28 protein-coding genes are annotated in these 22,636 nt (G+C 52.6%); 17 read left to right on the forward strand and 11 right to left on the reverse strand.

Translation table 11 applies throughout. From position 1 onward, the window contains the following. Nucleotides 1–368 (forward strand): transposase (locus ACO0LN_RS29650; protein WP_422980249.1); only part of this gene is annotated, 368 nt, incomplete at its 5' end. Between the two features lie 33 nt (nucleotides 369–401). Here ACO0LN_RS29650 and ACO0LN_RS29655 read toward each other — a convergent pair. Together ACO0LN_RS29655 and ACO0LN_RS29660 are read right to left on the reverse strand one after the other, a co-directional pair. Next, entirely contained in the window at nucleotides 402–2,531 is a 2,130-nt protein-coding gene (locus tag ACO0LN_RS29655) for a S9 family peptidase (RefSeq protein WP_422980251.1), read from the reverse strand. Between the two features lie 381 nt (nucleotides 2,532–2,912). Continuing rightward, nucleotides 2,913–3,092 carry a hypothetical protein gene (locus ACO0LN_RS29660; protein WP_422980253.1) on the reverse strand — a complete coding sequence of 60 codons (180 nt, stop codon included), beginning with the start codon at nucleotides 3,090–3,092 and terminating at the stop codon, nucleotides 2,913–2,915. A 131-nt stretch (nucleotides 3,093–3,223) separates the two neighbouring features. Here ACO0LN_RS29660 and ACO0LN_RS29665 point away from each other — a divergent pair, with 131 nt between their 5' ends. Next, a complete protein-coding gene (locus ACO0LN_RS29665; RefSeq protein WP_422980255.1) occupies nucleotides 3,224–3,370 on the forward strand; it encodes a hypothetical protein in 147 nt (48 codons plus the stop codon). Nucleotides 3,371–3,387: 17 nt separating this feature from the next. Here the strand turns inward: ACO0LN_RS29665 and ACO0LN_RS29670 are convergent, their stop codons facing one another. Further along, complete coding sequence (locus tag ACO0LN_RS29670) at nucleotides 3,388–4,191, reverse strand: alpha/beta fold hydrolase (RefSeq protein WP_422980257.1); 804 nt, start codon at nucleotides 4,189–4,191, stop codon at nucleotides 3,388–3,390. A 458-nt stretch (nucleotides 4,192–4,649) separates the two neighbouring features. Here ACO0LN_RS29670 and ACO0LN_RS29675 point away from each other — a divergent pair, with 458 nt between their 5' ends. Both ACO0LN_RS29675 and ACO0LN_RS29680 read left to right on the forward strand, forming a co-directional pair. Beyond that, on the forward strand, nucleotides 4,650–5,078 hold the full coding sequence (locus ACO0LN_RS29675) for a MarR family winged helix-turn-helix transcriptional regulator (protein ID WP_422980259.1): 429 nt from the start codon (nucleotides 4,650–4,652) through the stop codon (nucleotides 5,076–5,078). A gap of 400 nt (nucleotides 5,079–5,478) precedes the next feature. Beyond that, nucleotides 5,479–6,153: a GNAT family N-acetyltransferase gene (locus ACO0LN_RS29680; RefSeq protein WP_422980261.1), complete on the forward strand. Its 675-nt coding sequence runs from the start codon at nucleotides 5,479–5,481 to the stop codon at nucleotides 6,151–6,153. A gap of 66 nt (nucleotides 6,154–6,219) precedes the next feature. On the opposite strand, the gene ACO0LN_RS29685 is transcribed toward ACO0LN_RS29680, so the two are convergent. Beyond that, nucleotides 6,220–6,618 (reverse strand): GFA family protein, encoded by a 399-nt coding sequence (locus ACO0LN_RS29685; RefSeq protein WP_422980263.1) that lies wholly within the window; start codon nucleotides 6,616–6,618, stop codon nucleotides 6,220–6,222. Between the two features lie 107 nt (nucleotides 6,619–6,725). Here ACO0LN_RS29685 and ACO0LN_RS29690 point away from each other — a divergent pair, with 107 nt between their 5' ends. Beyond that, nucleotides 6,726–7,292, forward strand: coding sequence for a GNAT family N-acetyltransferase (locus ACO0LN_RS29690; protein WP_422980265.1), 567 nt, complete (start codon nucleotides 6,726–6,728; stop codon nucleotides 7,290–7,292). A gap of 69 nt (nucleotides 7,293–7,361) precedes the next feature. Here the strand turns inward: ACO0LN_RS29690 and ACO0LN_RS29695 are convergent, their stop codons facing one another. From ACO0LN_RS29695 to ACO0LN_RS29715, 5 genes are all read right to left on the reverse strand, one after another. Then, nucleotides 7,362–7,715 carry a DUF1801 domain-containing protein gene (locus ACO0LN_RS29695; protein WP_422980267.1) on the reverse strand — a complete coding sequence of 118 codons (354 nt, stop codon included), beginning with the start codon at nucleotides 7,713–7,715 and terminating at the stop codon, nucleotides 7,362–7,364. A gap of 123 nt (nucleotides 7,716–7,838) precedes the next feature. Further along, nucleotides 7,839–8,216, reverse strand: coding sequence for a hypothetical protein (locus ACO0LN_RS29700; RefSeq protein ID WP_422980269.1), 378 nt, complete (start codon nucleotides 8,214–8,216; stop codon nucleotides 7,839–7,841). 8 nt (nucleotides 8,217–8,224) lie between these two features. After that, on the reverse strand, nucleotides 8,225–9,259 hold the full coding sequence (locus ACO0LN_RS29705; protein ID WP_422980271.1) for a suppressor of fused domain protein: 1,035 nt from the start codon (nucleotides 9,257–9,259) through the stop codon (nucleotides 8,225–8,227). Nucleotides 9,260–9,344: 85 nt separating this feature from the next. Beyond that, a complete protein-coding gene (locus tag ACO0LN_RS29710; RefSeq protein ID WP_422980273.1) occupies nucleotides 9,345–9,479 on the reverse strand; it encodes a hypothetical protein in 135 nt (44 codons plus the stop codon). A 146-nt stretch (nucleotides 9,480–9,625) separates the two neighbouring features. Next, the gene (locus ACO0LN_RS29715; protein ID WP_422980275.1) at nucleotides 9,626–9,988 is read right to left on the reverse strand and encodes a hypothetical protein; all 363 of its coding nucleotides are present in this window, start codon (nucleotides 9,986–9,988) and stop codon (nucleotides 9,626–9,628) included. Between the two features lie 223 nt (nucleotides 9,989–10,211). Between ACO0LN_RS29715 and ACO0LN_RS29720 the strand changes: the two genes are divergently transcribed. Both ACO0LN_RS29720 and ACO0LN_RS29725 read left to right on the forward strand, forming a co-directional pair. Further along, nucleotides 10,212–10,964 (forward strand): SIMPL domain-containing protein, encoded by a 753-nt coding sequence (locus ACO0LN_RS29720; RefSeq protein WP_422980276.1) that lies wholly within the window; start codon nucleotides 10,212–10,214, stop codon nucleotides 10,962–10,964. A gap of 304 nt (nucleotides 10,965–11,268) precedes the next feature. Then, a complete protein-coding gene (locus tag ACO0LN_RS29725) occupies nucleotides 11,269–12,063 on the forward strand; it encodes a hypothetical protein (RefSeq protein ID WP_422980278.1) in 795 nt (264 codons plus the stop codon). Between the two features lie 93 nt (nucleotides 12,064–12,156). Here ACO0LN_RS29725 and ACO0LN_RS29730 read toward each other — a convergent pair whose 3' ends face one another. Beyond that, nucleotides 12,157–12,978, reverse strand: a complete 822-nt coding sequence (locus ACO0LN_RS29730) for an APH(3') family aminoglycoside O-phosphotransferase (RefSeq protein ID WP_422980280.1) — start codon at nucleotides 12,976–12,978, stop codon at nucleotides 12,157–12,159. A 249-nt stretch (nucleotides 12,979–13,227) separates the two neighbouring features. Here ACO0LN_RS29730 and ACO0LN_RS29735 point away from each other — a divergent pair, with 249 nt between their 5' ends. From ACO0LN_RS29735 to eutC, 9 genes are all read left to right on the forward strand, one after another. Further along, nucleotides 13,228–14,397, forward strand: coding sequence for a serine hydrolase domain-containing protein (locus ACO0LN_RS29735; RefSeq protein WP_422980282.1), 1,170 nt, complete (start codon nucleotides 13,228–13,230; stop codon nucleotides 14,395–14,397). A gap of 141 nt (nucleotides 14,398–14,538) precedes the next feature. Beyond that, nucleotides 14,539–15,342: a hypothetical protein gene (locus ACO0LN_RS29740; protein ID WP_422980284.1), complete on the forward strand. Its 804-nt coding sequence runs from the start codon at nucleotides 14,539–14,541 to the stop codon at nucleotides 15,340–15,342. Nucleotides 15,343–15,400: 58 nt separating this feature from the next. Next, nucleotides 15,401–15,772 (forward strand): low molecular weight protein tyrosine phosphatase family protein, encoded by a 372-nt coding sequence (locus tag ACO0LN_RS29745; RefSeq protein ID WP_422980286.1) that lies wholly within the window; start codon nucleotides 15,401–15,403, stop codon nucleotides 15,770–15,772. Between the two features lie 86 nt (nucleotides 15,773–15,858). Further along, nucleotides 15,859–16,068, forward strand: a complete 210-nt coding sequence (locus tag ACO0LN_RS29750; RefSeq protein WP_422980288.1) for a YgaP family membrane protein — start codon at nucleotides 15,859–15,861, stop codon at nucleotides 16,066–16,068. Between the two features lies 1 nt (nucleotide 16,069). Next, nucleotides 16,070–16,681, forward strand: a complete 612-nt coding sequence (locus tag ACO0LN_RS29755) for an RNA polymerase sigma factor (protein WP_422980290.1) — start codon at nucleotides 16,070–16,072, stop codon at nucleotides 16,679–16,681. Then, nucleotides 16,671–16,877: a hypothetical protein gene (locus ACO0LN_RS29760; RefSeq protein WP_422980292.1), complete on the forward strand. Its 207-nt coding sequence runs from the start codon at nucleotides 16,671–16,673 to the stop codon at nucleotides 16,875–16,877. The genes ACO0LN_RS29755 and ACO0LN_RS29760 overlap by 11 nt, the downstream gene beginning before the upstream one ends. A gap of 241 nt (nucleotides 16,878–17,118) precedes the next feature. Beyond that, entirely contained in the window at nucleotides 17,119–18,534 is a 1,416-nt protein-coding gene (gene eat / locus ACO0LN_RS29765) for an ethanolamine permease (RefSeq protein WP_422980294.1), read from the forward strand. Next, nucleotides 18,531–19,946, forward strand: a complete 1,416-nt coding sequence (locus ACO0LN_RS29770; protein WP_422980296.1) for an ethanolamine ammonia-lyase subunit EutB — start codon at nucleotides 18,531–18,533, stop codon at nucleotides 19,944–19,946. Before eat ends, ACO0LN_RS29770 begins: the two co-directional genes overlap by 4 nt. Further along, entirely contained in the window at nucleotides 19,943–20,740 is a 798-nt protein-coding gene (eutC, locus tag ACO0LN_RS29775; RefSeq protein WP_422980298.1) for an ethanolamine ammonia-lyase subunit EutC, read from the forward strand. The genes ACO0LN_RS29770 and eutC overlap by 4 nt, the downstream gene beginning before the upstream one ends. Nucleotides 20,741–20,988: 248 nt before the next feature. On the opposite strand, the gene ACO0LN_RS29780 is transcribed toward eutC, so the two are convergent. Continuing rightward, complete coding sequence (locus tag ACO0LN_RS29780) at nucleotides 20,989–21,870, reverse strand: hypothetical protein (RefSeq protein WP_422980300.1); 882 nt, start codon at nucleotides 21,868–21,870, stop codon at nucleotides 20,989–20,991. Nucleotides 21,871–22,301: 431 nt separating this feature from the next. On the opposite strand from ACO0LN_RS29780, the gene ACO0LN_RS29785 reads away from it, so the two are divergent. Beyond that, nucleotides 22,302–22,484, forward strand: a complete 183-nt coding sequence (locus ACO0LN_RS29785) for a hypothetical protein (RefSeq protein WP_422980302.1) — start codon at nucleotides 22,302–22,304, stop codon at nucleotides 22,482–22,484. Nucleotides 22,485–22,636: the final 152 nt, after the last annotated feature.

The raw sequence follows: 22,636 nt of genomic DNA on the forward strand, positions 1-22,636 counted from the left end.
AGGTCGACTTCTCTCTACCGACGGTGCGTGTGATTCGTGTTTTGGACAACATCATAGAATGGCGTGGGAAACCGATGGCGATACGGTGTGACAATGGTCCAGAATTCGTCAGCACCCACTTGATAGCCTGGGCTGAACGAAGCGGGATCAGGATTGAATATATCCAGCCCGGGAAGCCACAGCAAAACGCTTATGTGGAACGCTACAACCGGACCGTGCGTTACGATTGGCTAGCACATCATCTGTTTGATACTGTGGATGAGGTACAGGATTTCGCCACTCGCTGGCTTTGGACGTACAATCACGAACGGCCTAACATGGCCTTGGGAGGCGCAACTCCTAAACAAAAACTCGCCATTGCAGCATAGTGCTACTTTTAGTTGCGGTTAAAAATGGGGGGATTACCAATCCACCAGCCCCCACTGCCCCAGCATCCACGCCTGTTGAAAGGCGTGTTCGCGCAGGCTGTCGTAGCGGCCTGATGCACCTGAGTGGCCTGCGTGCATATTGGTTTTGAATAGCAATTGACGCTGGTCAGTTTTGAGGGTACGCAGTCTGGCGACGTATTTGGCGGGTTCCCAGTAGTGTACCTGGCTGTCGTTGAGACCCGCCAGTACCAGCATGGCGGGATAGGCTTGTTGCCGTAGATTGTCATACGGCGCATAGCTGCGCAGGTAGTCATACACGGTCTTGTTATTGGGGTTGCCCCATTCAAGGTATTCGCCCGTCGTCAGTGGCAGTTTGGGGTTCATCATGGTGTTGAGGCTATCGACGAAAGGTACCTCAAGCACGGCGGCATGGAATAAATCCGGGCGTTCATTGAGGACTGCGCCTATCAGCAAACCACCGGCGCTGGCGCCATGGATGATGAGCTTGCCAGGGCTGGTCCAGCCTTGTGCGATCAGATATTCAGAGGCCGCGATAAAGTCGCTGAAGCTGTTTTTCTTTTTCATGAGCATGCCATCGGCCCGCCATTGCTCGCCGAGGTCATTGCCGCCCCTGATGCCGGCTTCTACATAGATCACGCCGCGATCCAGCAGATTGATGCGGCCTACATCAAACTGGGCGTCTGAAGCTTCACCATAAGCACCATAGCCATACAGTAACAATGGCGCACTGCCATCAAGGGCTATCCCTTTTTTATACACGGCCCATAAAGGTATTTGTGCCCCGTCCTGGGCAGTTGCCCACAGGCGCTTGCTTTCATAGTGTTGTGGATCATACTTGCCAAGGATTTCATAGCGCTTTAACACCCTGCGCTGGCCGCTGGCAACATCAACTTCATAGATCACAGGTGGTGTCAGTGGTGACTGGTATGAAATGCGATAAGAAGACGACTCGTAACCATCTCCATCCATGCCAGCGACAAAATAGACTGCCTCATCAAAGTCCAGCGTTTGCCAGCGCTGTTGGGTAAAGTGATAAATCCGCATGCGTGTGGCCGCCTGCTTTTTTTCGGTAACGACCATAAAATCACGATAGACATCCAGTCTCTCGGTCAGGACTTCAGGGTCATAGTCAGTAAAATTTTTCCAGTACCGTGCTGATGGCTGGGTCACGCTGGCGGTGACGATGCGAAAATTGATTGCATCCAGATTGGTGGTGATATACAGCCTGCCTTCACGATGGGCAACGCTGTAGCGCAGGCCTTTTTGCCTCGCCTGTATCATCTGCCAGGGTGCTTGCGGCGTCGCAGCGGGCAGCATCCGTGTTTCATTGCTATCATAGGATGAAGCGTCAAGAAAAATCAATTTTTCATCGCTGGCGGGATAAACCGCGAGATTGAATTCCTGCGCAGCTTCGCGATATTGCAAAACAGGCTTGCCGCCAAGGCGCTGGCGGTAGAGGCGATCCGGGCGCAGGGTCACGGCATCGCCACTGACATAGAACAGGGTTTGATTATCTGCCGCCCAGGCGAGTGAAGACACCCGTTGCGCCCTGTCAGGCAGGAGCTGGCCGCTACTCAGGTCTTTGACAAACAGCTCAAACCTGAGGTCGCCAGAAAAATCCAGTGTATAGGCCAGCTTGCTGCCGTCAGGGCTGATCTGGAATTCGCCGAGCGCCACATAACGGTGCTGGCGCGCGAGCTGGTTAAGATCAAGCAGGATTTCTTCTGTTGCCGCTTCATCCCATTTCGTGACGCCATCTACCACTTGCGCTACGCGGCGGCAGAGCAAGGGGTGCTGCTGTCCGGCCTCAATGCGTGAATAATAATAAAACTGCCCATGGTGCTTTGGCAGATTCATATCGACTTCTTTGACCCTGGCCTTGCTGGCTTCAAACAGTCGCGTTGCCAGCGGCTGCAAGGGCTGCATCTGTTTTTCTGCATAGGCATTTTCTTGCTGCAGGTAAGCCATGACCCGCGAGTCTTGCTTGTTGCTAAGCCAGTGGTAGTGATCGATATAGGCCTGACCGTGGTAGTTTTTTTTGTAGGCCTGTCGTTTGGCGATGGGCACACTGTCAGTGTCTTGTGCTGACAATGGCAAAGGATGAATAAGGAAAATCGCCAACAATAACAACAGACGCAGCATGTCAAAACCTGTTCAGATCAGTTTGTGTAAAGAGCAGAAAAATACGCATTGGTTCAGCGAGAACGCAATGAAAGCGTTTTCATTATGACATTAGAACTCATTTCATCAATAGGGATGGGTGCGAACAAGGCGATTTGGCATGCATTGCAAGGCCTCATTAGCCTGGGCTCTGCAGCTAAGGCTCGTGCCTTAGCAAAGGCGGGTGCATACTACGCGCAACAATGCGCCCAAATCGTCAGTTCACCAAGAGTTTGCCTCATAACACATACCAGACAGCATTGGACTTATTGAAAATAGTGTCACTGTTGAGAACCATATACGCATTACCGATCCGTGTTTTGAGGCAATCGTATCTTATTCATATTGATGAAATGAGTTCTATTAAAAGATGATGTCGCCTTCAGCCCAGCCTGCATTGTCTTCTTTATTGGTATCGTAGTAAAAACGGTCGGAGTCGGCGGAAAAATGGCTGTAGATGGGGACGGTGCCTGGTGCCTGTTCTTTATATGCCTGAAAGAAAATCTCGCCTTCTGACCAGCCCGCTATGGTTGACCAGGTCAACCAGGTAGCATGGGGCCTGGGCTGGGGCCTGGGCCATACAGCCACAGCAAACCGCGCCCCTGCTCTGGCACTGGGGCAATAACTATGGCTACCGCGCCTTTGTGATTGCCGCCCCGGCAACGGGCGACGCCATGATATTGCTGACCGGCAGTGACCAGGGCCTGAAACTGGCGCAGGCACTAACGGCAAATGTCATTCCCGGCCAGCTTGAGCGGTTCCAGTTCCCCATGCTGGGGCTGAAGTCTGGTTTTTTATGTCAGGCCCTCAGCATCTGCTGATCATGCATTGATGAGGCTTATGCATCGCCAGCCGCAATGAATTCATCAATGATCGCGAAAGTTTTTACAGGCTGCTCCAGATGCGGCAAATGGCCTGCCAGCGGCACCGGCGCAAAACGGCTTTGGGCAAAGGCAGCGGCAAAGGCTTGCCCATAAGCAGTGGTGACGACCCTGTCACTCTCACCCCATACTACAAGTGCAGGGACGCTGACCTGCCTGAGTCGGGCACGCAATTGCGGGTCATGCATGAAGGGATCACCCGCAATAATGCGCATGGTCGCCATATTATTGCGCTGTATGGCTTGCTGTTCCGCAGGCAGGCTGGACGGGTCGATAAAGAATTTGTCCGGTTCATGAAAGGCATGCTCGGCCAGGCCACGCGGGCCAAGCACAAAGGGATCGGCAATAGGCTCACCATCAACATGGATACCCACTGCATTCACCAGCACCAGACTGGCAATGCGCTGTTTGCCGCCATCAGCACTATCTTGCAAGGCCATTTCTGAGGCTATCCACCCACCTATCGATGAACCGATGATGACGACCTTGCGCAGGTCAAGCTTATCCAGCAGGGCCAGATAGACCTTGGCAACATCAGCGACAGTTTGTATATCATCTGGACGGGCAGTGCCGTTCCAGCCGGGGTGGGTAGGCAGAATGCTCAGTGCATTTGCAGATACATGGCGGGCAATGCCAGCCACCGTGGCGGTGCCGCCGCCCCCATGCAAGATCAACACAGGCTGCCCCTGGCAAGCCTGTTCATAGCGGACGGACAAACCGGGGCGCAGCTCTGCAATATGGGTTTCTGGTGCGTATGACATGATGAATACTCCGAAAGCAAAATGATGATCGTATGAAGCGACTTAATTACAAACACAATTACAAACACAATTACAAACACAATTACAAACACAATTACAAACACAATTACAAACACGATTACAAACACGATTACAAACACGATTACAAACACGATTACAAACACGATTACAAACACGATTACAAACACGATTACAAACACGATTACAAACACGATTACAAACACGATTACAAACACGATTACACACGATTACAAACACGATTACAAACACGATTACAAACACGATTACAAACACGATTACAAACACGATTACAAACACGATTACAAACACGATTACAAACACGATTACAAACACGATTACAAACACGATTACAAACACGATTATAAACACATTTATATAAATATGTTTATATCAGTTGATTTATATCAGTATATTTACACTTATGCTAGACTGGCCGCATGCTAAATCACATCCAACACCTGGGCCGTGCCGTCAAGCAAGCCCAATACCGCCAGCATCGGGCACTAGAAACTGCGCTGGTCGCGGCAGGAAGCACGCTCGCCCAATGGGATGCCCTGCGCGCCATAGGGCGCATGCCGGGCGCATCATCGCATGACCTGGCCCTGGCCACCTTCCAGACTGACCAGGCCTTTGGCACCCTGGCCAACCGCCTCGTCGCCCAGGGTCTGATAGAACGCCGCCCCGGCGAAGGGCGACGCATAGAACACTTTCTCAACAAGCAGGGCGAACGCATGCTCGTCACCGCCAATGAGATCGCCATGCAGGTGCTGACAGACAAATTTGCCGTACTCAATGCGACAGAGCAAAAGCAGTTGCTTAAGCTGCTGAGCAAACTGGTTGAGGCAGAGGATACGGGGCTGGAGTAATTTGCAGCGAGTTCATTGCAAGATAGCAGTGCGATACAACCGACCGCAAAACATCCGCAAGTCTGTATCAGATCAGACTAAAAACGCATAAAAACCAGCAAATAGTTGATGACATTGACTGTAAATCTGCAACACTGACCTGCCATCACGCCCTCATCTGCTATTCTCTACAGGAACATGCCCTGACCAGGATAGTAGCGGTTTTTACCTATGACAAAACCCACTGTCGCAGCCAGACAAGGCCACGCAAATTAATAGAACGGGCAAACAAAACAGTATGATCACCAGCAATTTCAATTAACTCTTTGACAAATTGTTGATATATTTACTTAAAAGCAACATAATGCAGTAAAGTTGCTTTTTTGGATATATCATTATCATGATACCAGCGGAGACTACTATGCAAAACCTTATCCCTACCGTTGGCACTGCAGGAGACATCACCAATACTGACCAGTTGCTCGGCGCCTGGGCGCATGGCTGGACGATTTCGCGTGGCACGGATGCCCCCATACCGCTGGCCGATTTTGGCTACCGCATACAGGTAGGCCTGCCCGGCCATCTGGAGCGCTATGTCTTGCAGGGCCATGTCCTGAGTGCCATACAAAAACTCGCGCAAGAGCTCGATACGCCGGATACCTGGCTCAAGGTGTGCGCCCCCCACAGCAGTGTCGCAGGCATCTTGCCCCCACGCTGGAAGGTCAAACCACTGGAATATTTGATGAGCAAACCCATCGCCCCAACGGCAGTCACCATGCCTGAGGCTTACCACATCAACCTCATTGAAGATGGCGATGCCGTCACCGCCCGCGCCTGCAGCAGCGAAGGCCACCATGCCGCGACGGGCCGCATGGCCATCTACAAGCAATACGCCGTCTTTGACCAGATCGTCACCGAACCCGCACACCGCCGCCGTGGCCTGGCCTTTGCCATCATGCAAAGCCTGGCCAACCATGCGTGCAGCAAAGCAGCATCCACCGGTATTCTTGTAGCGACCGATGAAGGCCGTGCGCTCTACACCGCCATGGGCTGGACGCTGGCTTCTGAAATGACGGCGGCTGTGCTGGTGGAGTGAGATTGGGCGTAAAATCAGACTTAAGGCTTTGCCTGCACATGACATGCAGGCGCGCAATGCAAAGCCTTAAAGGTAGCTGACTACTGCTGGCGGCGTATCCCAGTTATCGTTGATACCATCGACATAGGTCACCGGTGCTGCCGCCAGTTCTGCGATGCTGGCATCATTAAGACAGCTCACGCTGACGCCATAGAATTTGCCGCGCCGGGGTGAGTGGGCAATGCCAAACGGGCGCACGCCGCAATGCTTGCAAAAGAAATGCTGCTCGTTCTTTGCGCCAAATTGATATTCGCTGAGTTCAGATTCACCTGCCAGCAGACGAAAAGACTCAGGTTTTACGACTGTCGCCCAGCAACGTATCTTCAGGCAAAAACTGCAATTGCAACGCATGCTGCCATCGGCCAGATCGATGTCCGCTTCAAAACGTATGGCCTTGCAATGGCAACTGCCGTGATAGGTTTTCATGATGTTTTATTTGTGTAGTTGGCCTGCTATTGTACACAGACTTTATTGAAGTGCAGTTCATCGGTGCACGGTTATAATCTGACTGCTATCCACTTAGGAGATTTCTCATGCCCGCCTTTAACCTGGTCACGCTAGACAGCCCCCGCCTGCACCTGCGCCCTTTGTGCATGGACGATGCCGCCGCCATCCTGCGCATGCGTTCCAAAGCCAAGGTCATGCGCTATATGACCACTGCACCGTGGACAGACATTGCCCAGGCCACTGGCATGGTCGAGCGCGATGAGGCCGCCATGGTCAGGGGCGACCTGCTGCGCCTGGCCTTGATACGCAAGACCGACAAGGTGTTTCTGGGCAGTTGCATCCTGTTCCACTTTGACGAAGGCTGCCGCCGCGCCGAGATTGGCTACGACATGGACGAAACTTACTGGGGCCAGGGCTACATGAACGAAGCCCTGGTGACCCTGCTCAATTACGGCTTCAGTGAATTAAACCTCAACCGCATCGACGCCGACATCCACCCGGACAATATCAACTCCGCCCGCTCACTCGAAAGGCTGGGCTTCATCCGCGAAGGCTATCTGCGCGAACGCTGGATCATCGACGACGTCGTGTCGGATTCTGCGATTTATGGCTTGTTGCGTAGTGATTGGGTGAAGCGGGGTGAGGCATCCTAAAACCAGCGGCGCATTGCAATGCGCCCGACGCTTGTCCTTTTACAGCCATCGCGGTGCAACTCCAGGCTATTAGCTCGCCGCCTTCAAGGCCAGCAGCAGATAGTCATGCACATGTTTATCGCTGATGTCCTGTTCAGAAGTCAGCTTGAGATGGCGACGGTACTTGCCCTCGCCTTCGAGTTTCTTGTATTTATCAGGCAGGGATGCCCCCAGGCCAAATTCCAGGGTCACATGGTTTTTGTAAGAGAAAACACCGCAGAATGGCCGCGCTGCTGAAAACAGCAGGCCACCGTATTTGACTTCTTCGCTCACACCCTCATCAAGCTTCAGGATCATTTCACGCAGGCTTTGTACCAGCGCATAATTCTCCTCATTAAGCATGCGTATGTCTTGCAGCAGTTTGTTGATTCTCTCTGTACTCATGAGACCTGCTCCCTTTTCATGTGCGGTGTCCGGATTTCAGCAATTGAGGTACTGTTGCAGATGGTGCGCACGGCGAACCCTACAAAATGGCTGCTTGAGTGGCTACATTGATGATGTCTTCCATCACTTCCTGACCTGGCCCTGCTGATCCCGCAGCAACATCATCAACTTCTCAGAAATAAGTCTGGGTTTGTCATTACTGTCATTGTAGCTTGCACAGCCCTCAGGCAGTAGCTGCTCCTTACCTTTGCCTGCTCTTGAAAAATACAGTTGATCACCATCACAACGCAAACGCGCCCTGACCTGGCGGGTGGATTTTTTGCGCACCTCGGCGACCCAGCAGGCATCTGCGCAACCGCTGGAATGATAGGCCAGCAGCTCGCCGCGTACTGGCCAATTGAGGGTGTATTCGCCAGTGCCGCCAGATGCCCAAAGCTGACCGCTGCCTGCCAACAGGGCAATGAAGGCAAAACAATTGAAGTGGCGCGCAGTTTTTTGCATCGGCAATATCAGTAAATGTCTATATCAAAACTCAGGTTCTTTGCACCGCTGGCTAGTATGCGTATACGTTTGGCGATAAAACTGTCGCCCTCATATTCAGGATCTGCGCGGTAGTTCTCTATCAAGCCCTGTTGCACAAGTTCGCCTATCTGTTTATCAGCAAACAATTTGCGCATATATGCGTGGCGCGGCATATAGGCAATATTAAAGGCGACATCTTCACCACCAAACTGGGGCGGGAATAAAAACCCGCGCCGCAGCAAACCCTGTTCTGCCATGGCTTCGGCCTGCTCCCTGCTCTTGATGCTGGCGCAATCGACTCCTTGCGGGTGTAATACTGAGGGGCGGTCTGGCTTGCTGAACTGGCCCACGCCTGACTTTTGCAGGATGTTCATGAGGGCATTACGGCCATTGCTCTTGGACCAGATCATTTCATCATCAGTAATCGTGGTTGCCACCAATAAGTTCATTTCACCATTGGGCAATTTGAATGTGGCTGGCAGTGGTGCACGCGCTCTGGTGATGAGGATATTCACCATCTGCTCGCCACCGACATAAATATCTTCAACTGTCATGCCCTGGTATTTATCGACGCGGCCCAAGAAATCGACATCCTGCTGTATCTCGCTATTGACTGCCCATTGCAAGAGCCACAGTGGCCATTCTGCCTGCCCATGTGTCAAGACCATGCACTCATAGCCATAGCCTGGGCGACCAGGGTAAGTGGCGGTTTTGTCCTTGCCCTTGATTTGCATACTGGTTTTTACTGGGCGACCCAGTTCATCATGCTCGACAACCACATCTTCAGTTGCCACCGTTGTCGGCATATCTGGATTGCTGAGTCCGAAACTGGAAGTCAGCCAGCTAGTCGGCGATAACTGTGGGGCGGCCAGCTGATACAAGCCTCCGCCTGGCCAGACCACATTCAAATTCATCACTTTGAGAATATCATCAGGCAGCGGGCCAAATTGTTGCGTATAAGCCGCCGCACGCGCCTCATACACAGCTTGCCACAATTGCTCGTCCTTTTTTTCTGCATTCATGTTCTTTGATTTCCCAAAATTCGTTTGAGGTATGTTCAGGCTATGTTTGGCGCATGTTTCTATCATGGCGGATTTATCCAACATTCTAATTGACCAACACCTCTTCCACCTGCCTGGTTTGTCTGATCGCTTCCAGCGTACTATCAAAATTCGCCGAGCTGCCGGGGATGATGATGGAAAACCCATTGACCAGAACCAGTTTCAGGCATTGCACTTCCATACCTATGATCTGGTCCCAATTATCATCACTGACGAGGACAATTTTCTTGACGGCATTGAGGTCAATCCCGGTACGCCCCCATACTGCATTAATGCTGATTGTCGCATGCTCGAAAGTCAGTTGCCATTGCCGCCTAGGGGTATCAATCAGGCCCTTTGAATATGCAGAAATAAACCAGGCCAGGTAGTATAGTGGACTGTAACAGTGGCAATCGGAGTGCCTGCCATGTGCGCGACGATCATGGCTGCGTTACAAATACTCGCGATAGCCCCGCTATCGCTGTGTTTTGCGCCTTGCCCTGATGCGCCGGGCACATGTCCTTCACTCTCGATTCCACTGTTACAGTCCACTAGTGCCAGCCCAACTGACGACAAAATAATGAAGATGGTATCAAGCAGTTTGCCTATCAGCAGGTAACTGCCCAACATGATCAGCAGGAATACGGCCAGTGGCATGGTCCTGTACAGCCACTGACGCACGGCAAACATGGTGTTCGTATATGTTCTCATATTCTGGTCTGCGCTTGCGCATCAGTGTTGGTTTTCTCCGTCTCGCCCGCATACTTTGGATATTTCTTATTTTTTGCAACAAAGTGCAAAGTGTATAGGGAAAGTAAAAGCTTTATCGCAGTATAGGTTCAGGCTATAACGAATTTATACAGTCAACACAAAATTTGTATTTGCGTGGCAACATTGCCCAGCCATAATGCATCACCATCCTCAGGAGATTTGAATGAACAAAGACTTATCCCGTGCCCTTGTCATACTCGGCGTTTTGCTGGCCCTGGGCATGTCGGCCGCAGCCTTTATCTTTGGCATGCAGGCCAGGCATATCGGTGCGGGCAAGCAGAGTATATCGGTCAAGGGACTGGCCGAAAAGCCTGTCCAAGCTGATTATGCAGAATGGCGCATAGGCGTAACGGTAGTGGCGCCCAGCTTTGCCGAGGCACTGGCCAAGTTGCGCAAATCACGCCCAGTGCTTGATGAATTCCTGGGCAAGCAAGGCTTTGAAAAAACTGCGCTGAAAGAATCAGAAGAAGCCGTCGATGCCAACATGATCGTTGAAGATTTGCCCGATGGCCGCAACCGCCAGGTGCAGCGCGGCTACAAGGCCACGCAAAGCATACTGGTCACATCGAAGGACCTGACCAAGGTAACCAACGTCAGCCGCGCTGCACTACAACTCGAAGCGGATGGCCAGCCAGTGTTCCACAGCGCACCGCAATACCTGGTATCAAAACTCGAAGACATCAAGATGTCATTGATAGGTGCCGCCACCGAAAACGCCAACAAGCGCGCTTCTGAATTTGCCAAGTACGGCTCGGTCAAGGTAGGCAGCATGCGCTCTGCCTCGCAGGGGGCGTTTTATATCCTGCCAGTCGGCACAGAAACCAGCTCGGACGAATACGGCGGCACCTATGACAAGACCACGATAGACAAGGTCGCGCGGGTAGTGGTGACCATAGAATATGGGATAGAGCGTTGATATAAAATTGGTTCTGGTGCGGTGCGCATGGCGCACCCTACTGGATACGGCTATTTTGTGCGTATCAGACACGCTAAATTCAAAACCAAAAATCTCACCACAGACTAACGGAGCCACAGAAATGGCACAGAGAAAAAATTCTCTCACTCAATCAGACAATGCATGTCCGCCAGTAGGGTGCGCCGCGCGCACCGTTTTTGCATCATATGTCCAGTCTGCCAGACATCATTTGCACGCATGCTTCGCACATAGTACACTGCCCGGCTGACAAGTGACTCTATGCGGACCCTACGTGATAACAGGTATGAAAAACTGGAAAAACCTGGCGCAAATTTTATTGTTGTGTATATGCACGGGCGCAAATGCTGGCGCACATGAAATCGATGCCTATCTTGCAGCAGCCCAGGAATTTGAAAAAATAACGGCAGAAAAAACAGCCCAGGGCCGCATGCCGCGACTTGAGGACAAGGGCGTGGCTGCGCTGATAAGCACACTGTCGGACAACAAGCGTTTTTTAAATCAGGCGTCCTATCAGCAGGGTGATCTTCTTGCGCTAATGGACATGTGTAAAAAAACCAATGCCATCACCATGTCTTATGCATTGTTTGATATGAAATCCCATGTCAAACAAGGGGATGATCAGACAGTCATCGTTCAACAGGTCGCAAAACTGATGGGTATGAACATCCTGTCCTACCAAAATGAACTGGAGCAATTGCACCCTTTCCTGATACGCTGTTTTGCGAGGTCAGTACCGCTGTTGTCCGAATTCACTGCGACACTGAAGCCCGAAGAATTCACCGAAGTCCGTCGCGGTGGCATACAACAAGCAAGAAATGGAATACTTTCTATCTACTATGGGCATCTTCAGGCAATTAGTTATCCTGAGTTAAAAAAGTCTTTCAAGGAAAAATCCTCTCAAGCATTGGCCGAAGCTGCAATACCTTTTGCCAGCATGATTCAACCGTCGACACGCAAGCAAATTGTAGATATTGCGACCACTACGCAAAAAAGCACATCCGGCGAGATAGCCAGCAATTTGCGGAAAATTATTGATGCGATGTCTGCAACTGAATGTACAGGCCTGTGCAAGATATGAGTGGTGACCGGCAATTGCCATAGCTACTGCAGAGAAATACCTGCAAAAATCTGGCATGCACGTTGCCGAAATCTGCTCACGCTTTCCACGCCACTAAAACAATTCATCCAACTGCATAAAAAACTCCCGCTTCGCTGGCGCATCTGCGTAACCTAACGAGGCCAGGAATTCATCCGCCATTTTCTCAGACACTTCTTCACGCAGATTGCGGTGGGCAAAGGCAATATCCATCCAGCGGTCGGCAAGGCCTGCGCGGCCCAGGTCGATGAAATAGAGCTGGTTGTGCTCATCGACAAACACATTACTGTCACCAAGGTCACCATGGGCAAAAACCAGGTCTTGCGGGTTTTCTGCTGGCAGGGTTGCGTGCAACAAGTTGATCAGGTCATGCACGCTCTGCAGGCCGGGCCATTGGTCAAGCTCATACTCTTGCGCATGCAGGTTCTGGCTGACCAGGTATTCCAGCTCGCGCAAGCGCATGGCTGCGCCTGCATGCAGCGGGCAATCATGCTTAGGCAGGGCCTGCAACTGGCGCAGGGCTTCGATAAATAAATGGCTGACTGGCTGCCCCGCTTCTATCCGCGCTGACAGGGGCACGCCAGGCACGGCGCGGGTGATCATGGCTTCGCCGTGTTCATTGTCAGCCACCGCCACCAGCTCAGGTACACCTATGCGCCCGTTCAGCCATTGCAGCGCCTGCGCTTCGCGTTTGACGCTATAAGTGGTGCTTGCCAGCACAGGTGACGAAGTCTTGAGGAAGAAGTGTTCACCATCTTTGCTGAAGCGATACACATTGCTGGGAGATTCGCCAATGTCGTCGGCAATCAGGGTGGCGTTGGCGATGAAGCGAGTGATGGCGGTTGGTAGCTGGTGTATGGGCTGCATGGGCTTCTGTCCTGGTTCAATGGTGTCCATGATCTTTGGGCTGCCTCACTTATTTCAAGTTTATTATTCAAATTTGCTTTGCCCTGCCATCCAGGGTCCCACCATCTGTCTGCGATTTTTGCATTTCATCCCCCTGCTTTTGCAATCCATCTTTTCTCCATAGCCGCCTGTTTTACTTGGCAATAAAGTAAGCCTGCACTTGTCGGCAGACAAAAAACAGCGCAAAGGCGATATGGCAAACCTTGCCTCACAGCGTGAAAATCAAATCAGGAGAAATCAATGCAATCTATACCATCCGTACAATCAATACTGCGTTCTGCACCATCCCTGTTCCCCACATATCGTGTTCTTGCCGCCAGCCTGGCCTTGCTGGGTGGCTTGGCTGCCAGCCCCATGCAGGCACATGCCGACACTGTCGATGATTATGTACGTGCTGAAATGCAAAAGCGCCACATCCCCGGCATGACAGTGGCTGTCCTGCGTGATAACAAGCTCATCAAGGAAAGCGCTTATGGCCTGGCCAGCCTGGAACACAATGTGGCGACGAAAACAGACACGGTCTATACACTGGCCTCGATGACCAAGACCTTTACCGCCAGCGCCATCATGTTGCTGGTGCAGGATGGCCGCATTGCGCTTGATGACTCCATCACAAAAATCCTGCCGCAACTGCCTGCGGCCTGGGCTGGCATCACACTGCGTCACTGCCTCTCACATACCTCGGGCTTGCCTGATGCGATTACCGATGACGTCAACATCACCACCATCAGCGGTGAGCGCGACATCCTCATTCAGGAGCTGGCAAAATTGCCGCTGCAGCCCGCAGGTGAAAAATCTGTGTATAACCAGACCGGCTATATGCTGCTCGGCATGGTCATAGAAAAAATCAGTGGCATGCCTTATGAGCAGTTTGTGCAAACCCGTTTTTTCCAGCCCAAGGGTATCACTGGCGCAAAGTTTGGTGATGCCTGGTCCATCATCCCTGGCCGCAGTGACTTATATACTTCACTTGACATCAGCAAAGACCATAGCAAGCTGGCGATGGAAAATGGCCGCCCCGTCGTCATGAAAGACAAGATTTACCACTATGGCGCAAAGTTCATGCCTGACTATCTGGCCCCGGCTGGCCTCTTGAATGGCAATATCCACGACCTCGTCAGTTTTGAGCAGGCACTGGCCAGCGGCAAGCTCATCAAGCCTGCGCTGGTCAAAGAGATGAACACGCCCTACAAGCTGCGCAATGGTCAGGACGGTGATTATGGTCTGGGCTTTATCTTCATGCCCTTTGGCAAACAGCCTGCGATTTCTTACGGTGGCGGCGCTGCCACCTGGCGTGTGCACCTGCCAGAAAAGCATTTGACCGTGGTCGTGCTGACCAATCTGCAGGGGCCGCAACCGCATGCGCTGGCGGGTGGCATCGCGGCGCTGTATGACGACGGGGCGAAGTAATCTGGCAGGGGCAGGCGCAGGGACAGGGATAATGAGCCGGAGCCACAAGCTGGTGCATTTGTTACCTTGGGTAAAAACACTGGCAATGCCAGGGCTGCTCGTATAATTTGGCGGGTCTTGTCATTGCATGTGTTTGCGGGTATGAATCAATCCCAATTGCGTTTTATCTTCATCGCTGTCGCGCTCATGGTGGCGGTATTTGCCTGGCTGTTCTGGCATCAGGATGGGCCTTTGGCCGGTGCTAATGCTAATGCGAGTACCAGCGCCAGTGCAAATGCAATCGCCAGCGTAAGTGCTGCGGCTTCTGCCCCGGCGCAGGCATCAGCCAGTGCACCGGCTTTGACAAAACTGCCAGGCGTCAGGGATGAACCCGGCCTGCTGCCCGCCCCCGCAGCCGAAAAGTTTGATCTTGCCGTACTCGAAGACCGTACCCTGCTCTCGCAATACCTGAACCCGGCCCAACGCCAGCAAGCCCTGGCCCTGTTGAAAAACCAGCATTGCGAGAGCCAGAAAATAAGCGTGTATTTCAAGAAGGATGTTGCCGAAAAGCTGCTGGTCAGCGATTGCTATTACCTGGTATCACCCGGCAAAGACGGCAACCCGGGCTGGTACGACACCGACTACGGCATCATGCTGGCCGTCGATAAGACCAGCGTTGTGGAGTTGAAAGACATCGCACAGTTCAAGTTCATGTATGAAAGCAGCAAGCTCAGCGCCGTCACCAGCCTCAACAAAAATGGTCGTCTGCAACTATGGCTGGATGGGCTCATCTGTGAGAACGATGGCGCAGATGATGATGATAATGATGATGAGAATGCTGCTGCCAGCAATGCCGCAAGCACTTCAGCCAGCGCAGCAAACCAGCATAAGAGTTCACTGGCTGGCTGCTGGTCCACTACCGTAGTGGAAGTTAATGGTGACAAGCTGGAGATGTTCAGCAAGTAGGCAGCAAATAGGGGTTAAATAAGCAGCGAATGGTGACAAGCAGGCAGTTTCTGGCATGATGACGGTTTTGCCAGCCCAACCCTACAAGATGTCTGACACCCCCATCAACGCCCTCTTCGTGTGCAGCCGCAACCAGTGGCGCAGCCCGACTGCCGAGCAAGTCTGGCGCAAGCACCCCATGGTGCGCGCCCGCTCTGGTGGTACCAGCCCCAATGCCCGCCACCCGGTCTCTGCCGCTGACATAGAATGGGCAGAAGTCATTTTTGTCATGGAAGAAAAGCACAAATCGCGCCTGATGGCCAGCTACCGCAACCTCATCGGTCACAAGCCTGTGCATGTGCTGGATATTCCTGACGAATACAAGTACATGGATGCAGAACTGGTGGAACAATTACAACAAGCTGTAGGCGATATTTTGGATTTGAACTGATTTTTAAATTATTTAAAAAAAACTGAATCCTTTTAAGCACCTGAACACTCTTGGTCTATGTCATTCATTACAAAGAGGAGTTCACCATGTTTCATTTCAAACGCAATCTGCCCCATTGGGAGCGCGCCCTGCGCATCATCAGCGGCCTGCTGCTGTTCTGGCTGGCATATAGTGGTCAAGTTGTCGGCATGCTGAACTGGGCTATCATCGCCAGCGCTGTTACCATGCTCATGACCGCCTTCGTCGGCTTTTGCCCCGCCTGCGCCATGGTGGGGCGCAAATATCTGGATAACTGAGATGAGCCTGTCCCGCCCTCAATTAATCGAAGCCGCCCGCCAAGGTGACGGTAAAGCCATTGCCGCGTTGCTGGAAGTCTGCCAGCCCGACCTCAAGCGCTTTGCCCGCCGCACCTGCTCAAATGCCGAGGATGCCGAAGACGCAGTGCAAATAGCCTTGTGGTCGCTGTACCGCAAAGTAGGCGCGCTACGCTGTGCGGCAACCTTTGCGACCTGGATGTTCCGCATCGTTGAGCGTGAATGTTTTCGCCTGTTCCGCATCAAGAAATACCACGAAGCCATCGATGAGCTCAACGAGCACGACATGCCCATGGCCAATATGGTGCCCACAGACCTGCGGCTGGACCTGGTGCGCGCGATGGAAAGGTTGTCACCCCCTTACCGAGAAGTGCTGATACTGCGTGACGTACATGAACTGACTGCGCCAGAAGTAGCAGCGCAATTGGGTCTGAGCCTGGAAGCCGTAAAAAGCCGTTTGCACCGTGCCCGTGCACAGGTGCGCGAGCAATTGCTCAGCAGTGGATACTGGCTCAAGGATGGTGCACCAGAGGTTGCCAACGCTGCCGGAGTTACCGGAGTTGCTGAACCTGATGGAGACAATCATGTTTTGTAGCACGTCTGTGACGGTGCATTTGCTGCGCGGTCTTGGTGCGCTGGCCCTGGTGATTGCCGCTTTCTTGCTTGAACCTTTTGGCATGATCTGGTCAGGGTTAGCACTCATAGGTGCATTCTTACTGATGCGCGGCTGCCCCATGTGCTGGCTGATGGGTTTGATTGAGACGATTTATGAGCGGCGGAAGAAGAGCTAGCCGTAGCTTGGCTTCCTGTAGGTTGGGCTAGGTTTCATCAGCCCAACACTGGGCGTTTAAATAACGTATGCGTCTGTTGAGGTCGAGTGTTGGGCTGATGAGGCGTAGCCTAGCGAGGCCCGGCCCAACCTACGCTTCTGCGCCCGCCTCTAGAGCATAACCTCCAACCCATATCTTGCACTTGTGATCAGCCCCCGAATCATGGATACTTCAAGATACCTACCCCACAGTAAGGCTATCCATGACACCAGATCAGGCAAGCTCAGGCACGACTGCGCAGTTGAAACCGACTCTGGGCAGCCTGCAATTGTGGGGCATTGCGGTGGGGCTGGTCATCTCGGGTGAGTATTTTGGCTGGAGTTATGGCTGGGCTTCTGCCGGGACTTTGGGTTTTACGGTAACGGCGCTGTTCATAGCGGCGATGTACACCAGCTTTATCTTCAGCTTCACTGAGCTGACCACGGCGATACCGCATGCGGGTGGGCCGTTTGCCTATAGCAGGCGGGCTTTTGGCCCTCTCGGTGGTTTCTTTGCCGGGGCGGCTACCCTCATCGAATTTGTGTTTGCACCACCGGCCATCGCGCTGGCGATAGGTGCTTACCTGAATGTGCAATTTCCTGAAATTAATCCCAAGACGGCGGCGGTGGCTGCCTATCTGGTGTTCATGACACTGAATATTCTGGGCATACAAATCGCTGCCAATTTTGAGCTGGCTGTCACCTTGCTGGCGATATTTGAATTACTGGTGTTCATGGGCGTGGTGTCACCAGGGTTTAGCATGAGCAATTTCACCAAGGGTGGCTGGGCTGGGCAAGATCATTTCAGCGCGGCGTCACTACCCGGTATGTTTGCCGCTATCCCGTTTGCGATCTGGTTCTTTCTGGCGATAGAGGGTGTGGCGATGGCGGCAGAAGAATCGCGCAACCCGCAACGCTCGATACCCATCGCTTACATAGGCGGCATCATCACCCTGGTGGTCCTGGCGATCGGTGTCATGGTGTTTGCCGGTGGCGTGGGTGACTGGACCAAGCTGGCGAATATCAATGACCCATTGCCGCAGGCGATGAAGCTGGTGGTCGGTAATAACAGCAACTGGCTGCACATGCTGGTGTGGCTGGGCCTGTTTGGTTTGATCGCGTCTTTCCACGGCATCATACTCGGCTATTCACGGCAGATTTTTGCACTGGCGCGTGAGAATTATCTGCCACATTTCTTTGCCAAAATCCATCCGCGTTTCAAGACACCGCACCGTGCCATTTTGGCGGGTGGCGCCATCGGTATCGCTGCGATTTATAGCGATGAACTGATCAAGATAGGCGGCCAGAGTCTGACTGCGAATATACTCACGATGAGCGTCTTTGGTGCGCTGCTGATGTATATCGTTAGCATGATGGCCCTGTTCAAATTGCGCCGCACAGAGCCAGATACCGTGCGGCCATTCCGCGCACCGTTTTACCCTTACTCACCAGCCTTTGCGCTGATCAGTGCCTGCATCTGCATGGTCACCATGATTTATTATAATCTGCTGATCTTCGGTATTTTTTGTCTGTTCATGGCGCTTGCGTATGTCTATCATGCGATGACGGCTGGCAAACGTTCGCCTGTGCAGAGTGAAGGTGACAGCAATCCCATGACCACGGAAACCGCAGCAAGATGAGCATAAGGCCCGCACAATTCAGCCACATCGTCGGCACGCGCACTTACCAGTTCCGCGACCTTAAAGACTTGCTGGCCAAGGCCACGCCGCTGCGTTCTGGTGACTTGCTGGCGGGTGTCGCTGCAAGCACGGCAGAAGAACGCGTGGTGGCACAAATGTGTCTGGCAGAGTTACCGCTGAAAACCTTTCTCAATGAAGCACTGGTGCCTTATGAAAGTGACGAAGTCACGCGCCTCATCATCGATGATCATGATGCCACTACCTTTGCCACGATCAGTCATCTAAGCGTAGGAGATTTTCGTAACTGGTTGTTGTCAGATGCGGCAGATACTGCAACGCTGACGGCGCTGGCACCCGGCATCACACCAGAAATGGCAGCCGCCGTCAGCAAGCTCATGCGTGTGCAGGATTTGATTTTGGTGGCAAAGAAATGCCGCGTGGTCACGGCATTCCGCAATACCCTGGGTCTGGAAAACCGCATCGCCACGCGCCTGCAACCTAACCACCCAACTGACGATACCACCGGTATCGCTGCCAGCATACTCGACGGCTTATTGTATGGCAGTGGCGACGCCGTGATAGGCATCAACCCCGCCAGCGACAATGTGCCGCAAGTCATCAGGCTGCTGCATATGCTGGACGCCATCATCGAGCAATATGCAATACCCACCCAGTCTTGCGTGCTCACGCATGTGACCAACACCATGGCGGCAATCGAGCGTGGTGCACCAGTCGATCTGGTGTTCCAGTCCATCGCGGGCACAGAGGCGGCCAACAGCAGCTTTGGTATCAACCTCGCGCTACTGGCAGAAGCACGCAGTGCCGCCCTGTCACTGGGGCGCGGCACGGTGGGCCAGAATGTCATGTACTTTGAAACTGGCCAGGGCAGTGCCTTGTCAGCCAATGCACATCATGGCATGGACCAGCAAACATGCGAAGCGCGTGCCTACGCTGTGGCGCGTAAATTCCAGCCGCTGCTGGTGAATTCTGTCGTCGGCTTCATCGGGCCTGAATATCTTTATGATGGCAAGCAGATCATACGCGCAGGTCTCGAAGACCATTTCTGCGCCAAGCTGCTGGGCTTACCCATGGGTTGCGATGTCTGCTACACCAACCATGCCGAGGCTGACCAGGACGACATGGATATCCTGCTGACTTCCCTCGCCACCGCAGGCTGCAATTTCATCATGGGCGTGCCGGGGTCGGACGATATCATGCTCAATTACCAGAGCACGTCTTTTCACGATGCGCTGTATTTGCGGCGCGTGCTGGGCTTACGGGCTGCGCCTGAATTTGAAGCCTGGCTCAAGCAAATGGAGATATACAAGCACGATAATAGGCAAGATGAGCAATTGCAATTACATGATGCCCTGCCGCAGGGTTTTGCACCTGCGCTGAGAAGACTGACATGAGCACCAAGCCCCCTGTCCACGCCAACCCATGGCAAGCCCTGCGCCAGTTCACCCAGGCCCGCATTGCCCTGGGCCGTGCCGGTGTCAGCGTACCTACCGGTGCACAACTGGCTTTCCAGCTTGCCCATGCGCAGGCTCGTGACGCCGTGCATCAGGCGCTGGATGTCGATGTACTGGCACAGGCTTTGCAAGCTGCTGGATATGACAGCCTGCATGTCAATAGCGCAGCGCATGATCGCCATACTTATCTCCAGCGCCCAGATCTGGGCCGCCGATTGAATGAAGCAGGACGCGAGCATCTGGGGCAATTGTCATCCCCGGTTAGCGATCTCGCCATCGTCATTGCCGATGGTTTATCAGCCCCTGCCGTCGCGCAAAATGCCCTGCCCTTGCTGGCAAGTTTGCAGGCCAGACTCACGCCTGACAACTGGAGCCTGACACCCATCGTCATCGCCACCCAGGCCAGGGTTGCCATAGGAGATGAAACAGGAGCGCTGCTGAATGCGCGTGCCGTACTGGTCTTGATTGGAGAAAGACCGGGCCTGAGTTCCCCCGACAGCATGGGAGCCTACCTGAGCTGGGCACCCCAACCAGGCCTGACTGATGCTGCACGCAATTGTATCTCCAACATACGGCCCGATGGTCTCAGTTACGATACCGCCGCTTACAAGCTGCATTACCTGCTGAGTGAAGCGCGCAAACGCAGATTAACTGGAGTAGGCTTGAAGGACGAGACCGAAGCACCTGTTCAGCTTGGCAGCCAAAGCGTGTCGAATTTCTTGCTGGAAAAGTAGGGTGCGCCATGCGCACCGCTTCACGCTTATATATTTTGTACGTGAAAATAAAGCGGTGCGCACTGCGCACCCTACCCGTTGTTTAACATCCATTGCAATGCACCCTACATCACGGCTACGCTTGAGATTAGTAGGTGCGTTACAACGCACTCTACAAAACTCAAGCGACCGGATACGCTAATTGATTTTGCACATGCGAAAGCTGGATTACCCTATATCTCTCACAACATCAACAAGCCCAGGTTTTTTTAAAACCTTGCTTTGACATAGAGCGACGGCCCATTCAGGCGCAGGTTCAACTGTGCGCTGTCATCACGACCAATGTCACGTGTAAGGCTGATTCTGGATATGCCGTAGTCTGCCACGATACCGATATTCTCTACCGGGAACCACTCTGCACCTATGGTCGCCGTATAGATATGGCCGTTGAGGCTTCCACCGTTTTTCTTCACGCCAGAAGCCTCGACGAACATGCGCGTAGCTGGTGTGAACGCATGGCGCCAGCCCAGCTCCAGCAAGGGTGCAAAGGTGCTGCGCTCAAAACTATCTGCGCCACTATTGCTTATGCCACCTACCGCGCCTGTCACCGTGCCGCCCACAGTCGCCCGGTAATAGGCTGCCCCCAGCCCCAAGCCCACCACATCAGATCCCTGCCCCATCCACCAACGGTAAGCCACCTGGCCTATCTCCAGCCGCGCATCCGCCGCCAGTGCCGCTGTGCCACTCAGCGGCTGCCCGTTCAGGGTCGTGCTGCCGTTGAGGCTGGAGGAATAAGATTTATCGTAGCGGTAATAATCAAAAGAAATGCCCTGGCTGTGGCCCAGCAAAAAATCTGCCTTGATCCTGGGTATGGTCACTCTTTCGCCATCATAAGTCGGGGTTTCGTACCGGCCCGATGTAGTGTTGACGCCCAGTTGAAAGCTGGTATCGGCATTGATAGCGCCAAACGACACGCTGGCACGGTCAAGCGCAGGCGATACCGCGGTATCTGCCGCAGATGCCGTAGATACTGTTGATGCGGCTGCTGCCATGCAACTCAGAAGCAGCATTGCGCGGGCAGGTTTTGCAAGTTGCCTGCCCAAGTTAAATTGTTTGAAATGTGAAATAAATTCCGGTGTAAATCCAGCCATGGAGTGCTCCTGATAATCAATTGTTTTTCAAAAATTATGCGCGCACTTTTATGTTTTTTGTGCGTCGCGAATAAGAAAAGGATAACAATCCGGCGCAGCAAATTAAATGGCGGTTTTCTCAAAATCAGGTCGGTGGAGTCCTACAAGTCGGGATTGAGTTTCAAAGCTGATTGATCGCAAGATAAAGGCAATATATGAAAATAGGTACTGGAACCAACATTTGCCATTAAGCAGTTCCGTTAAATGAAAACTGAAGAAAAACGCCATATAAATTATCGAATATCTGAAAGCATAAATAGATTATTCTCTTGATCCATCTACTGATCTTCAACTCAATATTTAAAATATTGACAATATTAAATTGTCATTGGCATTATTGAAATGCTGTGATTTACAGCAAATATGATTTCCAATACATTCAGGAGGTTGAAATGCAAGAATTAACTATGGCAGAAGTTAAAGAAGTCAGTGGTGGCGGTCTTTTGGATAATATTGTAGCCAGTGTAATTGCAAGTGCGATCTATGACGGCATAAAGACTGCAGTAACAGCAATGGCAAATAATACAGCCGCGGGTCCAACAGGAAATCCAGCCGGAGACGGTTGGGGTGGATAGGATAAAAACGTTGGCCGTAATAGACAAATCGAGCCTGTAAAAAAATCTGTGTAAGTTCTCCCGGAACTATTGGTGAGCGTTGATGCGCTCCCCAAATTCTATATCAAAGCGATTCAATGCCTGTCGCCAGTGTTGTATAGGCATGGTCCATT

It is taken from the genome of Undibacterium sp. TC9W (assembly GCF_049339865.1).
Taxonomy (GTDB): Bacteria; Pseudomonadota; Gammaproteobacteria; order Burkholderiales; family Burkholderiaceae_D; genus Undibacterium.

Bases quoted from the DNA above. Each gene is read 5' to 3' on its own strand.
- eat (WP_422980294.1), top strand. From the start codon at position 17,119: ATGACACCAGATCAGGCAAGCTCAGGCACGACTGCGCAGTTGAAACCG.
- ACO0LN_RS29730 (WP_422980280.1), bottom strand. From the start codon at position 12,978: ATGGACACCATTGAACCAGGACAGAAGCCCATGCAGCCCATACACCAG.
- ACO0LN_RS29690 (WP_422980265.1), top strand. From the start codon at position 6,726: ATGCCCGCCTTTAACCTGGTCACGCTAGACAGCCCCCGCCTGCACCTG.
- ACO0LN_RS29780 (WP_422980300.1), bottom strand. From the start codon at position 21,870: ATGGCTGGATTTACACCGGAATTTATTTCACATTTCAAACAATTTAAC.
- ACO0LN_RS29745 (WP_422980286.1), top strand. From the start codon at position 15,401: ATGACGGTTTTGCCAGCCCAACCCTACAAGATGTCTGACACCCCCATC.
- eutC (WP_422980298.1), top strand. From the start codon at position 19,943: ATGAGCACCAAGCCCCCTGTCCACGCCAACCCATGGCAAGCCCTGCGC.
- ACO0LN_RS29740 (WP_422980284.1), top strand. From the start codon at position 14,539: ATGAATCAATCCCAATTGCGTTTTATCTTCATCGCTGTCGCGCTCATG.
- ACO0LN_RS29720 (WP_422980276.1), top strand. From the start codon at position 10,212: ATGAACAAAGACTTATCCCGTGCCCTTGTCATACTCGGCGTTTTGCTG.
- ACO0LN_RS29750 (WP_422980288.1), top strand. From the start codon at position 15,859: ATGTTTCATTTCAAACGCAATCTGCCCCATTGGGAGCGCGCCCTGCGC.
- ACO0LN_RS29695 (WP_422980267.1), bottom strand. From the start codon at position 7,715: ATGAGTACAGAGAGAATCAACAAACTGCTGCAAGACATACGCATGCTT.
- ACO0LN_RS29670 (WP_422980257.1), bottom strand. From the start codon at position 4,191: ATGTCATACGCACCAGAAACCCATATTGCAGAGCTGCGCCCCGGTTTG.
- ACO0LN_RS29675 (WP_422980259.1), top strand. From the start codon at position 4,650: ATGCTAAATCACATCCAACACCTGGGCCGTGCCGTCAAGCAAGCCCAA.
- ACO0LN_RS29770 (WP_422980296.1), top strand. From the start codon at position 18,531: ATGAGCATAAGGCCCGCACAATTCAGCCACATCGTCGGCACGCGCACT.
- ACO0LN_RS29715 (WP_422980275.1), bottom strand. From the start codon at position 9,988: ATGAGAACATATACGAACACCATGTTTGCCGTGCGTCAGTGGCTGTAC.
- ACO0LN_RS29680 (WP_422980261.1), top strand. From the start codon at position 5,479: ATGCAAAACCTTATCCCTACCGTTGGCACTGCAGGAGACATCACCAAT.
- ACO0LN_RS29785 (WP_422980302.1), top strand. From the start codon at position 22,302: ATGCAAGAATTAACTATGGCAGAAGTTAAAGAAGTCAGTGGTGGCGGT.
- ACO0LN_RS29735 (WP_422980282.1), top strand. From the start codon at position 13,228: ATGCAATCTATACCATCCGTACAATCAATACTGCGTTCTGCACCATCC.
- ACO0LN_RS29700 (WP_422980269.1), bottom strand. From the start codon at position 8,216: ATGCAAAAAACTGCGCGCCACTTCAATTGTTTTGCCTTCATTGCCCTG.
- ACO0LN_RS29760 (WP_422980292.1), top strand. From the start codon at position 16,671: ATGTTTTGTAGCACGTCTGTGACGGTGCATTTGCTGCGCGGTCTTGGT.
- ACO0LN_RS29685 (WP_422980263.1), bottom strand. From the start codon at position 6,618: ATGAAAACCTATCACGGCAGTTGCCATTGCAAGGCCATACGTTTTGAA.
- ACO0LN_RS29665 (WP_422980255.1), top strand. From the start codon at position 3,224: ATGATATTGCTGACCGGCAGTGACCAGGGCCTGAAACTGGCGCAGGCA.
- ACO0LN_RS29705 (WP_422980271.1), bottom strand. From the start codon at position 9,259: ATGAATGCAGAAAAAAAGGACGAGCAATTGTGGCAAGCTGTGTATGAG.
- ACO0LN_RS29655 (WP_422980251.1), bottom strand. From the start codon at position 2,531: ATGCTGCGTCTGTTGTTATTGTTGGCGATTTTCCTTATTCATCCTTTG.
- ACO0LN_RS29710 (WP_422980273.1), bottom strand. From the start codon at position 9,479: ATGGAAGTGCAATGCCTGAAACTGGTTCTGGTCAATGGGTTTTCCATC.
- ACO0LN_RS29755 (WP_422980290.1), top strand. From the start codon at position 16,070: ATGAGCCTGTCCCGCCCTCAATTAATCGAAGCCGCCCGCCAAGGTGAC.
- ACO0LN_RS29725 (WP_422980278.1), top strand. From the start codon at position 11,269: ATGAAAAACTGGAAAAACCTGGCGCAAATTTTATTGTTGTGTATATGC.